At 51.7% G+C, this 19,831-nt stretch carries 20 protein-coding genes; 3 read left to right on the plus strand and 17 right to left on the minus strand.

The window, feature by feature from the left end:
* Positions 1 to 48 precede the first annotated feature (48 nt).
* Both D9734_RS08595 and yieF read left to right on the plus strand, forming a co-directional pair.
* Positions 49 to 798, plus strand: coding sequence for a 4'-phosphopantetheinyl transferase superfamily protein (locus D9734_RS08595; RefSeq protein ID WP_130206812.1), 750 nt, complete (start codon positions 49 to 51; stop codon positions 796 to 798).
* Between the two features lie 21 nt (positions 799 to 819).
* A complete protein-coding gene (gene yieF, locus D9734_RS08600; protein ID WP_130206814.1) occupies positions 820 to 1,386 on the plus strand; it encodes a class I chromate reductase YieF in 567 nt (188 codons plus the stop codon).
* A 53-nt stretch (positions 1,387 to 1,439) separates the two neighbouring features.
* Here the strand turns inward: yieF and adeP are convergent, their stop codons facing one another.
* The gene (gene adeP, locus D9734_RS08605) at positions 1,440 to 2,777 is read right to left on the minus strand and encodes an adenine permease AdeP (RefSeq protein ID WP_064525932.1); all 1,338 of its coding nucleotides are present in this window, start codon (positions 2,775 to 2,777) and stop codon (positions 1,440 to 1,442) included.
* Positions 2,778 to 2,943: 166 nt separating this feature from the next.
* Between adeP and yieH the strand changes: the two genes are divergently transcribed.
* Positions 2,944 to 3,609 (plus strand): 6-phosphogluconate phosphatase, encoded by a 666-nt coding sequence (gene yieH, locus D9734_RS08610; RefSeq protein WP_130206816.1) that lies wholly within the window; start codon positions 2,944 to 2,946, stop codon positions 3,607 to 3,609.
* 93 nt (positions 3,610 to 3,702) lie between these two features.
* Here yieH and phoU read toward each other — a convergent pair whose 3' ends face one another.
* The 16 genes from phoU to atpI all read right to left on the minus strand — a co-directional run bounded on the left by phoU (position 3,703) and on the right by atpI (position 19,365).
* Positions 3,703 to 4,428, minus strand: a complete 726-nt coding sequence (gene phoU / locus D9734_RS08615; RefSeq protein WP_130206818.1) for a phosphate signaling complex protein PhoU — start codon at positions 4,426 to 4,428, stop codon at positions 3,703 to 3,705.
* A gap of 14 nt (positions 4,429 to 4,442) precedes the next feature.
* Positions 4,443 to 5,216 (minus strand): phosphate ABC transporter ATP-binding protein PstB, encoded by a 774-nt coding sequence (pstB, locus tag D9734_RS08620; protein ID WP_000063126.1) that lies wholly within the window; start codon positions 5,214 to 5,216, stop codon positions 4,443 to 4,445.
* A 90-nt stretch (positions 5,217 to 5,306) separates the two neighbouring features.
* A complete protein-coding gene (pstA, locus tag D9734_RS08625; RefSeq protein ID WP_001251991.1) occupies positions 5,307 to 6,197 on the minus strand; it encodes a phosphate ABC transporter permease PstA in 891 nt (296 codons plus the stop codon).
* A complete protein-coding gene (gene pstC, locus D9734_RS08630) occupies positions 6,197 to 7,156 on the minus strand; it encodes a phosphate ABC transporter permease PstC (RefSeq protein ID WP_000741620.1) in 960 nt (319 codons plus the stop codon). Before pstC ends, pstA begins: the two co-directional genes overlap by 1 nt.
* Positions 7,157 to 7,241: 85 nt before the next feature.
* On the minus strand, positions 7,242 to 8,282 hold the full coding sequence (gene pstS / locus D9734_RS08635; protein WP_130206820.1) for a phosphate ABC transporter substrate-binding protein PstS: 1,041 nt from the start codon (positions 8,280 to 8,282) through the stop codon (positions 7,242 to 7,244).
* A gap of 444 nt (positions 8,283 to 8,726) precedes the next feature.
* Complete coding sequence (glmS, locus tag D9734_RS08640) at positions 8,727 to 10,556, minus strand: glutamine--fructose-6-phosphate transaminase (isomerizing) (protein WP_130206822.1); 1,830 nt, start codon at positions 10,554 to 10,556, stop codon at positions 8,727 to 8,729.
* 162 nt (positions 10,557 to 10,718) lie between these two features.
* Positions 10,719 to 12,089, minus strand: a complete 1,371-nt coding sequence (gene glmU / locus D9734_RS08645) for a bifunctional UDP-N-acetylglucosamine diphosphorylase/glucosamine-1-phosphate N-acetyltransferase GlmU (RefSeq protein WP_130206824.1) — start codon at positions 12,087 to 12,089, stop codon at positions 10,719 to 10,721.
* A 388-nt stretch (positions 12,090 to 12,477) separates the two neighbouring features.
* Positions 12,478 to 12,897 carry a F0F1 ATP synthase subunit epsilon gene (locus D9734_RS08650; protein ID WP_001251965.1) on the minus strand — a complete coding sequence of 140 codons (420 nt, stop codon included), beginning with the start codon at positions 12,895 to 12,897 and terminating at the stop codon, positions 12,478 to 12,480.
* Positions 12,898 to 12,917: 20 nt separating this feature from the next.
* On the minus strand, positions 12,918 to 14,300 hold the full coding sequence (gene atpD, locus D9734_RS08655) for a F0F1 ATP synthase subunit beta (protein ID WP_000190506.1): 1,383 nt from the start codon (positions 14,298 to 14,300) through the stop codon (positions 12,918 to 12,920).
* Between the two features lie 26 nt (positions 14,301 to 14,326).
* Positions 14,327 to 15,190, minus strand: coding sequence for a F0F1 ATP synthase subunit gamma (gene atpG / locus D9734_RS08660; protein ID WP_000896501.1), 864 nt, complete (start codon positions 15,188 to 15,190; stop codon positions 14,327 to 14,329).
* A gap of 50 nt (positions 15,191 to 15,240) precedes the next feature.
* Positions 15,241 to 16,782, minus strand: a complete 1,542-nt coding sequence (gene atpA / locus D9734_RS08665) for a F0F1 ATP synthase subunit alpha (RefSeq protein ID WP_001176745.1) — start codon at positions 16,780 to 16,782, stop codon at positions 15,241 to 15,243.
* 12 nt (positions 16,783 to 16,794) lie between these two features.
* Positions 16,795 to 17,328, minus strand: a complete 534-nt coding sequence (gene atpH, locus D9734_RS08670; RefSeq protein ID WP_001288587.1) for a F0F1 ATP synthase subunit delta — start codon at positions 17,326 to 17,328, stop codon at positions 16,795 to 16,797.
* Between the two features lie 14 nt (positions 17,329 to 17,342).
* Positions 17,343 to 17,813, minus strand: coding sequence for a F0F1 ATP synthase subunit B (gene atpF / locus D9734_RS08675; protein WP_001052219.1), 471 nt, complete (start codon positions 17,811 to 17,813; stop codon positions 17,343 to 17,345).
* Between the two features lie 61 nt (positions 17,814 to 17,874).
* Positions 17,875 to 18,114: a F0F1 ATP synthase subunit C gene (atpE, locus tag D9734_RS08680; protein WP_000429386.1), complete on the minus strand. Its 240-nt coding sequence runs from the start codon at positions 18,112 to 18,114 to the stop codon at positions 17,875 to 17,877.
* 46 nt (positions 18,115 to 18,160) lie between these two features.
* Complete coding sequence (gene atpB, locus D9734_RS08685) at positions 18,161 to 18,976, minus strand: F0F1 ATP synthase subunit A (RefSeq protein WP_000135618.1); 816 nt, start codon at positions 18,974 to 18,976, stop codon at positions 18,161 to 18,163.
* 8 nt (positions 18,977 to 18,984) lie between these two features.
* Entirely contained in the window at positions 18,985 to 19,365 is a 381-nt protein-coding gene (gene atpI / locus D9734_RS08690; protein ID WP_130206826.1) for a F0F1 ATP synthase subunit I, read from the minus strand.
* Positions 19,366 to 19,831: the final 466 nt, after the last annotated feature.

The following is a 19,831-nucleotide window of genomic DNA, read 5'->3' on the forward strand; positions in this document are numbered from 1 at the left end:
AAATGATTACTCTGTATTCATAATGGACCATTAAGCATGGAGCGAAAAATGGCGACTCACTTTGCCCGAGGGATTTTAACGGAAGGACACCTGATATCTGTTCGTCTACCCTCCCAGTGTCATCAAGAAGCCCTAAATCTTCCCCCTCATCGTCAAAGTCGTTTCCTGGCGTCCAGAGGTTTACTCGCAGAACTGATGTTCTTGCTGTACGGCATTAGTGAATTGCCGGAAATCGTCACCCAGGCTAAAGGAAAGCCGGTTTTCCACGATAAAAATTTACCATCATTTTCAATAGCCTATGCCGGAAACATGGTCGGAGTGGCGTTAACAACCGAAGGTGAATGTGGCCTCGATATGGAACTACAGCGCGCGACTCGCGGGTTTCATAGCCCTCACGCGCCCGATAACCATGCTTTTTCCAGCAATGAATCACTATGGATCAGTAAGCAAAACGATCCTAACGAAGCGCGAGCGCAGCTCATCACGCTGCGCCGAAGCGTGCTAAAACTTACCGGTGATGTTTTGAATGACGACCCGCGAAATCTGCAGTTGATGCCCATTGCGGGACGCCTGAAATGTGCCCATGTAAATCATGTAGAAGCGATATGCGACGCAGAGGAAGTGCTGGTATGGTCCGTGGCGGTCAGCCCAGCGATTGAAAAGCTCAATGTCTGGGAGTTTGATGGCAAGCAAGGCTGGAAAAGCCTGCCGGATATTCACAGCCGCGCCAATAATCCAACCAGCCGGATGATGCGTTTTGCCCAGCTCTCTACCGTGAAGTCATTTTTGCCAAATTGATAGACAACCACAGGAGTCATCATGTCTGAAAAATTGAAGGTGGTTACGTTATTGGGAAGCCTGCGCAAAGGTTCATTTAATGGCATGGTTGCACGTACGCTGCCGAAAATTGCCCCAGCGGGTATGGAAGTTAACGCGTTGCCATCTATTGCTGACATTCCCTTATATGACGCAGACGTACAGCAGGAAGACAGTTTTCCAGCAACGGTTGAAGCTCTGGCGGAACAGATTCGTCAGGCAGATGGTGTGGTGATCGTGACGCCGGAATATAACTACTCGGTGCCGGGTGGACTGAAAAATGCCATCGACTGGCTTTCCCGCCTGCCCGATCAGCCATTGGCCGGTAAACCGGTGTTGATTCAGACCAGCTCAATGGGCGTAATTGGCGGCGCACGCTGTCAGTATCATCTGCGCCAGATTCTGGTCTTCCTGGATGCAATGGTAATGAACAAACCAGAGTTTATGGGCGGTGTGATTCAGAACAAAGTCGATCCGCAGACAGGAGAAGTGATTGATCAGGGAACGCTAGACCACCTGACCGGGCAGTTGACCGCATTTGGAGAGTTTATTCAACGCGTTAAGATCTAAATAAAAAACCCGCCAGCAATCATGCATGGCGGGTTTTTAAGGCGCTATCGATTTTAGTGGGCGTCGATAAAGACAATTTTCAGCACAAAAAGCAGCGCCACGATAATCACGCACGGGCTAAGGTCGCGCAGACGGCCTGTACCGATTTTCATCACGCAGTAGGAGATAAAGCCCAGCGCAATACCTTCGGTAATCGAGAAGCTAAACGGCATCATCACGGCAGTAATAAACGCCGGAACGGATTCGGTGAGATCCTGCCATTTCACACGCGCAAGACTTGATGTCATCAGTACGCCAACGTAAATCAGCGCGCCAGCCGCGGCGTAGCCAGGCACCATCCCCGCCAGCGGCGACAGGAAGATAACCAGCAGGAACAGCAAACCAACAACCACTGCCGTCAGACCAGTACGCCCACCAACGGAAACGCCGGAAGAAGATTCAATATACGCCGTAACAGAAGACGTACCGATAAACGAACCGGTCACGGAAGAGATACTGTCGACATACAGCGCCTGCTTCATGCGCGGGAATTTACCTTTCTCATCCGCCAAACCTGCTTTATCAGTCACGCCAATCAGCGTACCGGAGGAGTCAAACAGGTTAACCAGCATGAAAGAGAAAATCACGCCAGCCAGTCCGAGGTTGAATGAACCAGCTAAATCCACATGCCCCACCACGGTCATCACGCTCGGCGGCGCGGAGACAATGCCGTTGTAGTGCACATCACCCAACATCCAGCCCAGCAGCGTTGTCACCACGATAGAAACCAGCACCGCTGCGTGAATGTTACGTGAAGCCAGAATGGCGATGATGAAGAAGCCGAGGATACCCAGCAGCACACTGTGAGAAGTCAGATTACCGATACTCACCAGCGTTTCCGGATTAGCGACAATCACACCTGCGTTTTTCAGCCCCATCATGCCAATGAACAGGCCGATACCGCTGGTGATCCCCACACGCAGACTCACCGGAATGTTGGCAATCATCCAGTAGCGAACACGGAAGATTGTCAGTAACAGCAGACCAATTGCGCCCCAGAAGATTGCACCCATCCCGACCTGCCACGGTAAGCCCATCGCCTGCACAACGACAAAGGCGAAGAATGCGTTCAGGCCCATAGCTGGTGCTAGCGCAACTGGAAGATTAGCAAACAGCCCCATCAGAATACTGCCGAACGCAGCAATCAGACAGGTGGTGACGAAGACGGCGCTGGTGTCCATGCCAGCAACGCCGAGAATTTGCGGGTTAACAAAAACGATGTAAACCATCGTCAGGAAGGTGGTAAAACCGGCGATCACTTCGGTCCGTGCCGTCGTGCCATGTTCGCGCAGTTTAAACACGCGTTCCAGCATCCCCTGGCCAGAAGCCTGGGTTGTGTGTTGTTGACTCATTATCTATTTCCGAACAAGGAGGGAAAATACGTCGCTATCGTATACCAAAATGAGACAATATGGACGGCTGAAGATAACTTTTTTTCATTGTATTTGCTTATACGGCAACGATTGCGTCATGCGAATATGCCTGACGAAAACGTTAAACTAACGATAAAGGAAAGACATGTCCCAGATAGAAGCGGTATTTTTCGACTGCGACGGTACGCTGGTCGACAGTGAGGTTATTTGCTCTCGAGCCTATGTCACGATGTTCAGGGAATTTGGCATTAACGTTGACCTTGAAGAAATTTTTACCCGCTTTAAAGGCGTAAAACTCTACGAAATCATCGACATCATTAGCAAAGAACAGGGCGTAGAAATAGTCCGTGCCGATGCCGAACACGTTTACCGTGCGGAAGTGGCGCGCCTGTTTGATAGCGAGCTTGAGGTGATTGCAGGAGCGAACGAATTGCTGGCTAGTGTGAAAGTGCCGATGTGCGTCGTCTCTAACGGTCCGGTCAGCAAGATGCAGCATTCGCTTGGTAAGCTCAATATGCTGCACTATTTCCCGAAAAAGTTGTTCAGTGGCTATGACATCCAACGCTGGAAGCCCGACCCGGCGTTAATGTTCCATGCGGCAAAAGCGATGAATGTGAACGTTGAAAACTGCATTCTGGTCGATGACTCCAGCGCCGGTGCGCAGTCAGGAATCGATGCCGGTATGGAGGTGTTTTACTTCTGCGCTGACCCGCACAATAAGCCGATCGTTCATCCGAAAGTCACCACCTTTACCGAGTTGGCGCAGTTACCTGCACTCTGGAAGGCCAGGGGATGGGATATTACGCGATAAATAAAGAAACCCGGTGAGCATTTCTCCGGGCTGATTTCGTACTCGCAGATTGCCGGATGCGGCGTAAACGCCTTATCCGGCCTACAGTTTGCGTTACGCTTTCGAATCTTTCTCTGCCAGCAATTTATCCAGCTCATCACCACCGACGTGGCGGAAATCCTGCCCCTTCACGTAGTAGAAGATGTACTCGCAGATATTCTGGCAGCGGTCGCCAATACGTTCGATTGAACGTGCGCAGAACAACGCAGTAAGTACGCTCGGAATGGTGCGCGAATCTTCCATCATGTAGGTCATCAACTGACGAACAATCCCTTCGTACTCCTGATCGACTTTTTTATCTTCACGATAAATACGCACCGCTTCGTCAATATCCATGCGCGCAAACGCGTCCAGCACGTCATGCAACATCTGGATAGTGTGACGCCCCAGTGATTCCAGGCTTACCAGCAACGGCTGATGCTGCTGGGAGAATTTCTCCAGTGCAGTGCGACAGATTTTATCCGCCACGTCGCCAATACGCTCCAGCTCGGAAATGGTTTTACTGATAACCATAACCAGACGCAGGTCGCTCGCCGTCGGCTGACGTTTGGCAATAATGCGCACGCAGGCTTCATCGATTGCCACTTCCATCATGTTGACGTTTTTATCGCCTTCGATGACCCGCTTCGCCAGATCGCTGTCCTGGTTGTGCATCGCGGTGATTGCATCAGAAAGCTGCTGCTCCACCATGCCGCCCATGGTCATCACCTGCGTGCGGATGCTTTCCAGTTCGGCGTTGAACTGGCCGGAAATATGTTTATTAAGATTGAGACTGTCCATAACGCACTCCTGAATCAACCGTAACGACCGGTGATGTAGTCTTCTGTTTGTTTCTTCGCTGGCTTGGTGAACAGATCGTCCGTGTTGCTGAACTCAATCAATTCGCCCAGATACATAAACGCCGTGTGGTCGGAACAACGCGCAGCCTGCTGCATGTTGTGGGTTACGATCACCACGGTGTAATCCTGCTTCAGTTCGGTGATCAGCTCTTCAATACGCCCGGTAGAGATGGGGTCGAGCGCCGAACACGGTTCGTCGAGCAGCAGCACTTCCGGGCGAATGGCGATACCACGCGCAATGCACAGACGCTGTTGCTGACCGCCAGAGAGAGAGTAACCGCTCTGGTGCAATTTATCTTTGGTTTCGTTCCACAATGCGGCTTTGGTCAATGCCCACTGCACGCGCTCGTCCATGTCAGCACGGGAGAGCTTCTCAAACAGACGCACGCCAAAGGCGATGTTGTCGTAAATGGACATCGGGAACGGCGTCGGTTTCTGGAACACCATGCCCACTTTCGCACGCAGCAGAGCGATATCCTGAGTGTTGGTCAGGATGTTGTCGCCATCGAGCAGAATTTCACCTTCCGCGCGCTGCTCTGGATACAGTTCAAACATTTTGTTGAAGGTACGCAGCAGCGTCGATTTACCGCAGCCGGACGGCCCGATAAACGCCGTAACCTGGTTTTTAGCGATATCCAGGTTGATGTTTTTCAGGGCATGGAATTTGCCGTAGTAGAAGTTCAAATTACGAACCTGAATTTTACTCGGGGCAGTTTCAACCATACTCATTGCAATCTTTTCCTCATCGTGCCTGATGCACTTCGCTAATCAGGCTTACCGTAGGCCGGATAAGGCGTTCACGCCGCATCCGGCAAAGTGTTAACCGTGTTTATTCTTCGCAAATACAACGCGCGCCAGAATGTTCAGCAGCAGTACGCACAGGGTAATGATCAACACCCCGGCCCAGGCCAGTTGCTGCCATTCCGCAAACGGACTCATCGCAAACTTAAAGATCGTTACCGGCAGGTTGGCGATCGGTTGCATCATGTCCGTGCTCCAGAACTGGTTGGAGAGCGCGGTAAACAGCAGCGGCGCGGTTTCACCAGCAATACGGGCAATCGCCAGCAGGATACCGGTCATAATCCCGGACACCGACGCTTTCAGCGTAATCGCGGAGATCATCTTCCACTTCGGCGTACCCAGCGCATAAGCCGCTTCACGCAGGCTGTCCGGCACCAGTTTCAGCATGTTCTCGGTGGTGCGGATAACAATCGGCACCTGTAACAGCGCCAGTGCAATCACACCCGCCCAGCCGGAGAAGTGCTCCATCTGCGCCACCACGATGGTGTAAACAAACAGACCAACCACAATCGACGGCGCGGAGAGCAGAATGTCGTTAATAAAGCGAATCACTTCTGCCAGCCAGGATTTACGACCATATTCCGCCAGATAAATCCCCGCCATAATGCCCAGCGGCGTACCGAATACCGTGGCCCACAAAATTAACAGCCCGCTACCCGCCAGGGCGTTCGCCAGACCACCGCCTTCCGTATTTGGCGGCGGCGTCATTTCAGTGAACAGCGCCAGCGACATACCATCGATACCGCGAGTGATGGTGGACATTAAAATCCAGATCAGCCAGAACAGACCGAAGGCCATCGTCGCCATCGAGAGCGTCAGTGCAATACGATTTTTGAGGCGGCGACGCGCCTGCATTTTGCGGCGGGATTCTGCCAGCGCCGCAGTGGTTTGCATTTCAACCATAGCCATTAGCGAGCCCCCTCATTCTTAGCCAGGCGCATAATCATAAATTTCGATGCAGCGAGGACGATGAAGGTAATCACAAACAGGATCAGGCCCAGTTCCATCAGTGCGGCAACGTGCAGACCGGATTCCGCTTCGGCAAATTCGTTGGCCAGCGCAGAGGTGATACTGTTGCCCGGCATGTACAGAGAGGCGCTGTCGAGCTGGTAGGTGTTACCGATGATAAAGGTCACCGCCATAGTTTCACCGAGCGCGCGCCCCAGACCCAGCATAATGCCGCCGATGACCCCATTTTTGGTGAACGGAAGAACGATACGCCAGATAACTTCCCAGGTGGTGCAGCCGATACCGTAGGCCGACTCTTTCATCATCACCGGGGTTTGTTCAAACACATCGCGCATAACTGCCGCAATGTACGGAATGATCATGATGGCGAGGATGACGCCTGCTGCGAGGATACCGATACCAAAGGCCGGGCCGGAGAACAGCGCGCCGACAATCGGGATATTCGACATGATATTGCCGACCGGCTCCTGGAAGTAAACAGCAAACAGCGGCGCGAAGATAAACAGGCCCCACATGCCGTAAACGATACTTGGAATGGCTGCCAGCAGCTCAATGGCGATACCCAGCGGGCGTTTCAGCCAGCCAGGCGCAAGCTCGGTCAGGAACAGGGCGATACCGAAACTCACCGGAACGGCGATCAGCAGCGCGATAAACGAAGTCACCAGCGTACCGTAGATCGGTACCAGCGCCCCGTAGATATCGTTCGGCGCATCCCACTCTTTGGTCCACAGGAAAGCCAGACCAAATTTCTGAATGCTCGGCCAGGAGGAGATGATCAGAGAGACAATAATGCCACCCAACATCAATAGCACAATCAGCGCCGCCAGTTTTACCAGCACGCTGAAAATTATGTCGCCCTTTTTACCCGGTGGGTTAAAAGCAGGCTTGGTTGCAGCCATAAGTTACTCTTCAGTTAAACGCGTTTACAAAGTCATTTTGTAATGCCGGATGCGGCGTTAACGCCTCATCCGGCCTGGAGTTTTATTAGTACAGCGGCTTACCGCTACTGTCTTTAATATTGGTCTTCCACGCAGCGCGAACCTGTTCAACTACGCTATCCGGCAGACTGGCATAATCCAGGTCGTTAGCCTGTTTAGCCCCGGTTTTGTACGCCCAGTCGAAGAATTTCAGCACTTCTGTGCCTTGTTCTGGTTTCTTCTGATCTTTGTGGATCAGAATGAACGTGGTAGAGGTAATAGGCCACGCATCTTCGCCTTTCTGGTTGGTCAGATCCTGAGCGAATGTTTTGCTCCAGTCTGCGCCTTTTGCCGCATTTGCGAAGTTTTCTTCGGTCGGCGCAACAGGTTTACCATCAGCGGAGATCAGTTTGGTGTACGCCAGGTTGTTCTGCTTAGCGTAAGCATATTCAACGTAACCAATCGCACCCGGCAGACGCTGAACGAACGCAGCAATACCGTCATTACCTTTGCCGCCCAGACCGGTTGGCCAGTTTACGGTAGAGCCAGAACCAATTTTGTTTTTCCACTCTTCGTTCACTTTTGCCAGGTAGCTGGTGAAGACGAAGGAAGTCCCGGAGCCATCTGCGCGGCGCACCACGGCGATGTTCTGTGAAGGCAGTTTCAGACCCGGATTCAGTTTGACGATCGCTTCGTCATCCCACTTTTTAATTTTACCCAGGTAGATGTCACCGAGGGTTTTACCATCCAGAACCAGTTCACCAGATTTCAGACCAGGCAGGTTAACCGCCAGCACCACGCCGCCAATTACGGTCGGAAACTGGAACAGACCTTCCTGAGCCAGTTTTTCGTCAGACAGCGGCGCGTCAGAAGCACCAAAATCAACGGTGTTGGCGATAATCTGTTTTACGCCACCAGAAGAACCGATACCCTGGTAGTTAACTTTATTACCGGTTTCTTTCTGGTAAGTGTCAGCCCATTTGGCATACACCGGCGCAGGGAAGGTTGCACCTGCGCCTGTCAGGCTTGCTTCTGCAAATACAGAGAAAGCGCTCATCGATAAGGTCGCGGCGACAACAGTTGCGACGGTGGTACGCATAACTTTCATAATGTCTCCTGGGAGGATTCATAAAGCATTGTTTGTTGGCTACGAGAAGCAAAATAGGACAAACAGGTGACAGTTATATGTAAGGTTTATGACAGTTTTATGACACGAAAGAAAACTCTTTTTGGCTGGTGAAAAATCAATAAGTTAGAAGTGAAAGTGACAATAGCTTGGCAGAAAAATTTTCTTTCTGTGACAGTTTAAAAATAGCTGAAGATGAGACGATGAGAGAGGGGATCGAAAAATGCCCTGCGAAAGCAGGGCATCAGATTATTGACAAAGTGCGCGTTGTTCATGCCGGATGCGGCGTGAACCTCTTATTCGGTCTACAAAATAGTGCAAATTCAATATATTGCAGTAACCACGTAGGCCTGATAAGCGTAGCGCATCAGGCAGTTTTGCGTTTGTCAGCAGTCACATGCCCTGCTTACGCAGGGCATCCATTAATTACTCAACCGTAACCGATTTTGCCAGGTTACGCGGCTGGTCAACGTCGGTGCCTTTGATCAGCGCGACATGGTAAGCCAGTAGCTGCAGCGGAACGGTGTAGAAGATCGGTGCAATCACCTCTTCCACATGCGGCATCTCGATGATGTGCATGTTATCGCTACTTACAAAACCCGCATCCTGATCGGCGAAGACATACAACTGACCGCCACGCGCGCGAACTTCTTCAATGTTGGATTTCAGCTTTTCCAGCAATTCGTTGTTCGGTGCAACGACGATAACCGGCATATCGGCATCAATCAGCGCCAGCGGACCGTGTTTCAGTTCACCAGCAGCGTAGGCTTCAGCGTGAATGTAGGAGATCTCTTTCAGCTTCAATGCGCCTTCCAGCGCGATTGGGTACTGATCGCCACGGCCCAGGAACAGCGCGTGATGTTTGTCAGAGAAATCTTCCGCCAGGGCTTCAATTCGTTTGTCCTGAGACAGCATCTGCTCAATACGGTTCGGCAGCGCCTGCAGACCATGCACGATATCATGCTCAATGGAGGCATCCAGACCTTTCAGGCGAGACAGTTTCGCCACCAGCATCAACAGCACGGTTAACTGAGTGGTGAATGCTTTGGTGGACGCCACGCCAATTTCCGTACCGGCGTTGGTCATCAGCGCCAGATCGGATTCGCGCACCAGAGAAGAACCCGGAACGTTACAGATTGCCAGCGAACCAAGGTAACCCAGCTCTTTCGACAGACGCAGGCCAGCCAGGGTATCCGCGGTTTCGCCAGACTGCGACAGGGTGATCATCAGGCTATTGCGGCGTACTGCAGATTTGCGATAGCGGAATTCAGAGGCGATTTCGACGTCGCACGGAATACCTGCCAGCGATTCAAACCAGTAGCGGGAAACCATACCGGAGTTATAAGAAGTACCGCAGGCGAGGATCTGAATATGCTCAACCTTCGACAGCAGTTCATCCGCGTTCGGCCCCAGCTCGCTTAAATCCACCTGGCCGTGGCTGATACGCCCGGTAAGGGTGTTTTTGATCGCGTTCGGCTGTTCGTAGATCTCTTTCTGCATGTAGTGACGGTAAATACCTTTATCGCCCGCGTCATATTGCAGATTGGATTCGATATCCTGACGTTTCACTTCCGCGCCTGATTTATCGAAGATAGTTACCGAACGGCGAGTCACTTCGGCAATATCGCCTTCTTCGAGGAAGATAAAGCGACGAGTCACTGGCAGCAGCGCCAGCTGGTCAGAAGCGATAAAGTTTTCGCCCATACCGAGGCCAATCACCAACGGACTACCAGAACGTGCCGCCAGCAGGGTATCCGGGTGACGGGTATCCATAATTACCGTGCCATAAGCGCCACGCAGCTGCGGAATAGCGCGCAGAACAGCTTCACGCAGAGTGCCGCCCTGTTTCAGTTCCCAGTTCACCAGATGAGCAATAACTTCGGTGTCGGTTTCAGACACGAAGGTATAACCACGCGCTTTTAACTCTTCACGCAGCGGTTCATGATTTTCGATAATGCCGTTATGCACCACCACAATGTGTTCAGAAACATGCGGATGCGCATTCACTTCTGAAGGTTCGCCGTGCGTCGCCCAGCGAGTATGAGCAATACCCGTACCGCCATGCAGAGGATGTTCTTCCGCTGCCTGAGCCAGCATCTGGACTTTACCGAGACGACGCAGACGGGTCATATGACCTTCTGCGTCAACAACGGCCAGACCAGCAGAGTCATAACCGCGGTATTCCAGACGACGTAAACCTTCAAGAAGGATTTCTGCTACATCACGTTGCGCGATCGCGCCAACAATTCCACACATAGTTTTTGATTCCGGTTTATATCGTTGTCGGTCAACCTGTATGCCCATTTTTTCGGGCGCCCCGAGCCTTGTAGAGAGTGGGGTTATTTTTATAGTTACTGCTTGTGGGAGGGAGATTATGTTATCTCCTCATCCCTGGAGGCCGGATTTACCCAGCCAGAATTACTTTTTCTTTACCGGACGACGCCAGCCTTCTTTTTGCGACTGCGGCACGCGGCTGATCGCCAGGGCGTTTTCGCCAACATTACGCGTCACAGTTGTACCGGCAGCAATCGTCGCACCTTTACCCACCGTTACAGGAGCCACCAGCTGGGTGTCGGAACCGACAAAGACATCATCGCCGATAATGGTTTTGAATTTATTCGCTCCATCATAGTTGCAGGTAATGGTTCCCGCACCGATGTTAACGTTATCGCCGATCTCCGCATCGCCCAGGTAAGTCAAATGACCGGCTTTCGAACCTTTACCCAGACGCGCTTTTTTCATCTCAACGAAGTTACCGACGTGTGCGCCTTCCAGCAACTCAGCACCGGGGCGCAGACGGGCAAACGGGCCGATGGTACAGGCTGCTGCCAGATTAGCATCTTCCACTACGGTATACGGGCTAATTTCGCAATCATCGCCAATCACGCTATTTTTAATCACGCATCCGGTGCCGATTTTCACGCGATTACCGAGAGTAACGTAGCCCTCGATGATAACGTTAGTATCAATTTCAACATCGCGCCCGTGAGTTAGCGTACCGCGCAGATCAAAACGGGCTGGATCGCGCAACATAACGCCTGCTAACAACAGTTTTTCAGCCTGTTCGGACTGGTAAACGCGCTCCAGACGAGAGAGTTGTAGGCGGTTATTCACGCCTTCAACTTCGCTTAAACGTTGCGGGTGAACGGCAACGATTTCACGTCCTTCCTGATACGCCAGCGAAATAATATCGGTGATGTAGTATTCGCCCTGAGCGTTATTGTTGGTCAGCTTCGCCAGCCAGCGTTTCATATCTGCGCCGTTGGCGATCAGAATGCCGGTGTTGATTTCCTGAATCTGACGCTGCTCGTCGGTGGCATCTTTGTGCTCAACAATGCCGGTAACTTTGCCGTTTTCACGGGTGATACGTCCATAACCGGTCGGATCATCCAGTTTCACTGTCAGCAGGCCAATGCCGCCCTGCGGTTTAGCATCACGCAGGCGCTGGAGTGTTTCAACAGAGATCAGCGGCACGTCGCCATAGAGCATTAAAATGTCTTCATCATCGGCAAAGAAAGGTGCGGCCTGCTGCATTGCATGACCCGTACCCAGCTGTTCTGCCTGAAGCACCCAGTTAAGGTTGTCATCTTTCAGCGCCTGTTTAAGCAGATCGCCGCCGTGGCCGTAAACCAGGTGAACGTGCGCTGCACCTAATTCATTCGCGGCATCAATGACATGCTGAACCATCGCTTTCCCGGCAAGGGTATGCAGCACTTTCGGAAGATCGGAATACATGCGAGTGCCTTTGCCTGCTGCAAGGATCACTACGCTCATAGCATTATTCAACATACGCGTCCTGACTGTAATTTGAGAACGAATTTAAACCGCTTCACATTGAAAAAACTACATTTTTTTCATCGTGAAATGGACAGGGGATAAATTGCTCAATAACGGATTATCCCCGCTGGCGAAAGAGCCATTTTCGACCATCGTCACGCCTTTTGTCTTCATAAATGTAAGACACCACCTTCATTTAAGCGTCAGGCTGATGTTTTTGCTCTTATTTCGATCAATGAATAAACAGGAAAATCAGCGAAGGATTTCGCGTAATTATAAAAATGAGTTTAATTGCGGGATATAAAAATGCGCAGGATATAGCAGAACCAATCTCGCTGCGGCGCGCGAAAAAAAAAGCCAGCCTGTTTCCAGACTGGCTTTTGTGCTTTTCAAGCCGGTGTTACATCGCTTTTTTGGTCAACTCGATAACGCGCAGCTGCGCGATCGCTTTGGCCAGTTCCGCAGACGCCTGAGCGTAATCTACGTCGCCGTGAGAGCTGCTAATGTGCTCTTCAGCCTTACGTTTCGCTTCCATGGCTCGCGCTTCGTCGAGATCCTGGCCGCGAATTGCGGTGTCGGCCAGAACGGTCACGTTGCCAGGCTGCACTTCAAGAATGCCGCCAGACAGATAGATAAACTCTTCGTGACCGTGCTGTTTCACGATGCGAATCATACCAGGCTTAATGGCGGTGAGCAGCGGTGCGTGGCCCGGGTAAATTCCCAGTTCACCTTCGCTACCCGTTACCTGGATTTTCTCGACCAGACCAGAGAACATTTGTTGCTCTGCGCTGACGACGTCCAGGTGGTAAGTCATTGCCATATCACCCTCCGATTAAGGCGTTAAAGTTTTTTGGCTTTTTCCACAGCTTCTTCGATGGAACCGACCATGTAGAACGCCTGCTCCGGCAGGTGATCGTATTCGCCTTCCATGATGCCTTTAAAGCCACGGATGGTGTCTTTCAGGGAGACGTATTTACCCGGAGAACCAGTGAATACTTCTGCCACGAAGAACGGCTGGGACAGGAAGCGCTGGATCTTACGAGCGCGCGCTACCACCAGTTTGTCTTCTTCAGACAGTTCATCCATACCCAGGATGGCGATAATGTCTTTCAGTTCCTGATAACGTTGCAGGATGGACTGAACACCACGCGCAGTGTCGTAGTGTTCCTGGCCAACCACCAGCGGGTCCAGCTGACGGCTGGTGGAGTCCAGCGGGTCAACGGCCGGGTAAATACCCAGAGACGCGATCTGACGGCTCAGTACCACGGTTGCGTCAAGGTGCGCAAAGGTGGTTGCCGGAGACGGGTCAGTCAAGTCATCCGCAGGTACGTATACTGCCTGTACGGAGGTGATAGAACCGGTTTTGGTGGAGGTGATACGTTCTTGCAGAACGCCCATCTCTTCCGCCAGGGTCGGCTGATAACCTACCGCTGAAGGCATACGGCCCAGCAGTGCAGATACTTCCGTACCGGCCAGGGTGTAACGATAGATGTTGTCAACGAACAGCAGAACGTCACGACCTTCGTCACGGAATTTCTCAGCCATGGTCAGACCGGTCAGAGCAACGCGCAGACGGTTTCCCGGCGGCTCGTTCATCTGGCCATACACCAGGGATACTTTGTCGATAACGTTGGAGTCGGTCATTTCGTGGTAGAAGTCGTTACCCTCACGAGTACGTTCACCTACGCCCGCAAACACAGAGTAACCGGAGTGCTCGATCGCGATGTTACGAATAAGCTCCATCATGTTTACGGTTTTACCTACACCCGCACCACCGAACAGACCAACTTTACCGCCCTTAGCGAACGGACACATCAGGTCGATAACTTTGATACCGGTTTCCAGCAGTTCCTGAGAGTTTGACAGCTCTTCGTAGGAAGGTGCTGCGCGGTGAATCGCCCAACGCTCTTCTTCACCGATCTCGCCTTTCATGTCGACCGGTTCACCCAGTACGTTCATGATACGGCCCAGAGTCGCTTTACCTACCGGGACTTCGATCGGGTGTTCGAGGTCTTTTACATCCAGACCGCGACGCAGACCGTCGGAGGAACCCATTGCGATGGTACGCACGATACCGCCGCCGAGCTGCTGCTGAACTTCCAGCACCAGACGCTCATTACCATTTTGCACCTCAAGAGCATCGTACACGCGCGGTACGGCATCCTGAGGGAATTCGACGTCAACTACGGCGCCGATTACCTGGACAATCTTTCCAGTAGCCATCTTAAATCCTCTACGAAATAACCTGTTTAAACCGCGGCGGCCCCCGAGACGATCTCGGTGAGTTCCTGAGTAATGCTGGCCTGACGAGCTTTGTTGTATACCAACTGCAGCTCTTTAATCAGGCTGCCGCCATTGTCGGTCGCGGCTTTCATCGCCACCATACGGGCGGCCTGCTCGCTGGCCAGGTTTTCAACCACGCCCTGATAAACCTGAGATTCGACATAACGACGCAGCAGGGTATCCAGCAACGCCTTCGGATCGGGTTCGTACAGGTAATCCCAGGATTTATGTTTCAGATCATCATCATCTGATGCCGGTAACGGCAGCAGCTGGCTGATGGTCGGAACCTGAGACATGGTGTTAATAAATTTGTTGCTGACAATGTAAAGCTTGTCCAGACGGCCTTCGTCGTAGGCCTGCAACATCACTTTTACCGGACCGATCAGTTCGGACAGGGAAGGGTTATCCCCCATGCCTGTAACCTGGGCAACAACATTGCCGCCCACGGAGTTGAAGAACGACACACCTTTCGAGCCGATCATTGCGAGGTCGCATTGAACGCCTTTATCGGTCCAGGTCTTCATTTCCGCCAGCAGTTTTTTGAACAGGTTAATGTTCAAACCACCGCACAAACCACGGTCGGTCGACACCACCAGGTAGCCCACGCGTTTAACGTCGCGTTCTTCCAGGTATGGGTGCTTATATTCCAGATTACCGTGCGCAAGGTGACCAATCACTTTGCGCATGGTTTCTGCATAAGGACGGCTGGCCGCCATGCGATCCTGCGATTTACGCATTTTGGAAGCGGCGACCATCTCCATCGCTTTAGTGATCTTTTGCGTGTTCTGGACGCTTGCGATCTTACTACGTATCTCTTTTGCGCCGGCCATGAGCTTCTCCTCAATGCCTTGCGGCCTGCCCTAAGGCAAGCCGCCAGACGTTACCAGGATTGGGTTGCTTTGAAGGAATCGAGGATGCCTTTCAGCTTGCCTTCGATTTCGTCGTTGTAGCCACCGGTCTGGTTGATCTCTTGCATCAACGGAGCGTGATCACGGTCGACGTAAGCCAGCAGAGCGGCTTCGAAGCTGCCGATTTTCGACAGTTCAACATCCGCCAGGTAACCACGTTCTGCTGCGAACAGAACCAGAGACTGCTGCGCAACGGACATCGGCGCATACTGTTTCTGTTTCAACAGTTCGGTCACTTTCTGACCGTGGTCAAGCTGCTTACGAGTTGCATCGTCAAGGTCGGATGCAAACTGAGAGAACGCTGCCAGTTCACGATACTGCGCCAGAGCGGTACGGATACCACCGGACAGTTTTTTCATGATCTTGGTCTGTGCTGCACCACCAACACGGGATACGGAGATACCCGGGTTAACCGCAGGACGAATACCGGCGTTGAACAGGTTGGTTTCCAGGAAGATCTGACCATCGGTAATGGAGATTACGTTGGTCGGAACGAACGCAGAAACGTCACCCGCCTGAGTTTCGATAATCGGCAGTGCGGTCAGAGAACCGGTTTTCCCTTTCACTTCACCTTTGGTGAAGGCTTCAACGTATTCGGCGTTAACACGCGCAGCACGCTCCAGCAGACGAGAGTGGAGGTAGAATACGTCGCCCGGGAATGCTTCACGTCCAGGCGGACGACGGAGCAGCAGGGAGATCTGACGGTAAGCAACAGCCTGTTTAGACAGGTCATCGTAAATGATCAGCGCATCTTCACCGCGGTCACGGAAGTATTCGCCCATTGCGCAACCGGCATATGGCGCCAGGTATTGCAGTGCAGCGGATTCAGACGCGGTTGCTACCACAACAATGGTGTTAGCCAGAGCGCCGTGCTCTTCCAGTTTACGTACCACGTTAGAAATGGTGGACGCTTTCTGGCCGATAGCGACATAGATACATTTGATACCGGAATCGCGCTGGTTGATGATGGCATCGATTGCCAGTGCGGTTTTACCGGTCTGACGGTCACCGATGATCAATTCACGCTGACCACGACCGATTGGGATCATGGAGTCAACGGCTTTATAACCGGTCTGTACCGGCTGATCTACGGACTGACGTTCGATAACGCCCGGAGCGATTGCTTCTACAGCAGAGAAGCCGTCGTGATCCAGCGGACCTTTACCGTCGATTGGTGCACCCAGAGTGTTAACCACACGGCCCAGCAGGCCACGGCCAACCGGAACTTCCAGGATACGGCCAGTACACTTAACTTTCATGCCTTCGGCAAGGTCAGCGTACGGACCCATAACAACCGCACCTACAGAGTCGCGCTCGAGGTTCAGTGCGATAGCGTAACGGTTACCCGGCAGGGAGATCATTTCACCCTGCATACAATCGGCCAAGCCGTGAATGCGGATAACACCGTCACTTACAGAAACAATAGTACCTTCGTTGTGAGCTTCACTCACAACATTGAACTGAGCAATGCGCTGCTTGATCAGTTCGCTGATTTCGGTGGAATTCAGTTGCATGCTCCAGTCCCCTTAAGACTGCAAGACGTCTGCAAGGCGCTCAAGACGACCGCGTACGCTGCCATCAATGACCATATCACCCGCTCGGATGATAACGCCTGCCATTACAGACTTATCGATTTTGCAATTCAGCTTAACTTTGCGTGACAGACGTTTTTCCATCGCAGCAGAAATTTTCGCGAGCTGTTGTTCACTCAATGCAGCAGCGGAAATGACGTCTACCTCAGCGGTAGCCTCACTCACGGCACGCAGGTGAATAAACTGCTCCAGAACATCCGGGAGCGCGTTAAGACGACCATTTTCAGCCATAACCCGAATCAGGTTCTGACCGTTTTCGTCCAGTTGCTCACCACAAACTGCGATAAACGACTCGGCGAGCGTTTCTGGCGCCAGTGCACCAGAGAGAAGCTCTGCCATCTGTTCGTTTTTGGTTACCTCGGCGGCAAACGCCAGCATGTCCTGCCAGCGTTCTACACTTTGGTGTTCGACGGCAAAGTCAAAAGCTGCTTTGGCGTAGGGGCGAGCTACCGTAATAAATTCAGACATCAGCCCCTCCCTCCTTACAGTTCAGCGACAAGTTTATCCACGATGTCGCTGTTAGCAGCTTCATCCACGGAACGTTCGATGATCTTCTCGGCGCCAGCAACAGCCAGGATAGCAACTTGCTTACGCAGCTCTTCACGGGCACGTTTACGCTCGGCTTCAATTTCCGCCTGCGCCTGGGCCACGATTTTAGTACGTTCCTGTTCTGCCTCAGCTTTCGCTTCGTCCAGAATCTGCGAGCGGCGTTTGTTCGCCTGCTCGATGATTACCTGGGCTTCCGCTTTCGCTTTTTTCAGCTGGTCGGTCGCGCTGGCCTTTGCAAGGTCAAGGTCCTTATGTGCTCGTTCTGCGGAAGCAAGACCGTCAGCAATTTCTTTTTGACGTTTTTCGATGGCTGCCATTAATGGCGGCCATACGTACTTCATGCAGAACAGAACGAACAGGACAAACGCGATGGCCTGGCCGAGGATTGTTGCGTTAAGATTCACAGCACAATGCCTCTATTTAGTTAACGTTCTGATATTGCTCTTTAAATAAAAGCAACGCTTACTACGCGACAGCGAACATCACGTACAGACCCAGACCTACAGCGATCATCGGGATAGCATCCACCAGACCCATAACGATAAAGAACTGAGTACGCAGCAGAGGAATCAGATCAGGTTGACGCGCTGCGCCTTCCAGGAATTTACCCCCGAGGATGCCGATACCGATCGCAGCACCGATTGCCGCCAGACCCATCATCACAGCGGCAGCCATGTACAGCAGATCCATATTCAGGTTTTCCATGACAGTCTCCAGTTTGTTTCAGTTAAAACGTAGTAGTGTTGGTAAATTAATGCTCTTCAGACGCCATCGACAGATAGACGATCGTCAGAACCATGAAGATGAAGGCTTGCAGCGTAATGATCAGGATGTGGAAAATGGCCCACGGCACATTCAGGATCCACTGTGACCACCACGGCAACAGACCAGCAATCAGAATGAAAATCAGCTCACCGGCATACATGTTACCGAACAGTCGCAAACCGAGTGAAACTGGTTTGGACAGCAGGCTTACCCCTTCAAGGATTAAGTTGACAGGAATGAACGCCCAGTGATTGAACGGCTGCAGCGTCAACTCTTTCGTGAAGCCGCCGATGCCTTTCATTTTGATGCTGTAGAACAGAATCAGGATAAATACGCCCAGTGCCATAGACAGTGTTACGTTCACGTCCGCAGACGGAACCACACGCAGTGCAGGCAGACCCAGTACATGTTCAGCAATGTACGGCAGCAGGTCGATAGGCAGTAAATCCATCAGGTTCATCAGGAACACCCAGACGAAGATCGTCAGGGCCAGCGGAGCAATCAGCTTGCTTTTGCCATGGTACATGTCTTTCACGCTACCATTAACAAAGCCGATCACCAGCTCAATCGCGGTCTGAAACTTACCTGGCACGCCGCTGGTTGCCTTTTTGGCTACGCTACGGAATAAAACCAGGAACAACAGACCCAGCACCACCGAGAAGAACATGGAGTCAATATTAATTGTCCAGAAGGTGGCTGGGGGGTTATGCGGATCCACCAGCGAGAATGTACGCAGGTCCAGCTGAAGGTTATTCAGGTGGTGTCCTATGTAATCCTGCGGCGTCATATTTTCTGAAGCCATGATGCCTTTTACCCTTTGTTGTTAATTACAGCCGGTGCCAGTATCTGAACCACCAGCACCAAAACCCACGTAACGATCAGCGGCAAGAATACCGCCTTTAAAACAGCCAACGCCACCACCAGTAACACCAACATAGCCAGAACTTTGAAAGCTTCGCCAAATGCGAACGTCCAGGCCACCCGGCCTTTCGCTGGTGTATGCGCCTGGTGACGCCAGGCAAATATCATAAAAAAAACGTTAGGCAGAAAGACTGCCAGGCCTCCACTTAACGCAGAGACGCCCCAGAAGGGGTCTTTGAGGCTGAACAGCAATCCACTTGCTATCACCACCAGTAACTGAACGAGCAGAAGCTTCCGAGCAACGTTTCGACTCAAGAGCGACACAGACATCACGTTTTTCACTCCTGCTCCCTTCGAGGTATGCCGCGTGTCGTATAAAACTTTCTTTAAGGCTTAGAGTCAAGCATCAAAAAGCGGTCAAATTATACGGTGCGCCCCCGTGATTTCAAACAATAAGTAGCCAAAAGGTGAATAAATGTTTAAATATTTTTCCAGTGCATACAATTGCGACTTTTCTGCTGACCGTGGTGGATCATGAAAAACTGTAAATAACGCGTAAACACTAGTGGTAAAGCGTGCTTCAGATCACATATCGAGCATGTTCACCCGTAGCATATTTATTTACTTGGCAAATGATGCCTTTGCAAGCTTCTGATATTTAAGTCTAAAAACAGATACTCTTTTCATAAATAGCATTTACACAACAAAAACCACCCATTGACATTCTTAATAAAACTTTAACAGACAATTATGGTTCTTAGCGCCGATTTTTAGCAGCCTGATATTTTCACTAATG

The organism is Escherichia sp. E14S1 (assembly GCF_004211995.1).
In the GTDB taxonomy this organism is placed as follows: Bacteria; Pseudomonadota; Gammaproteobacteria; order Enterobacterales; family Enterobacteriaceae; genus Escherichia.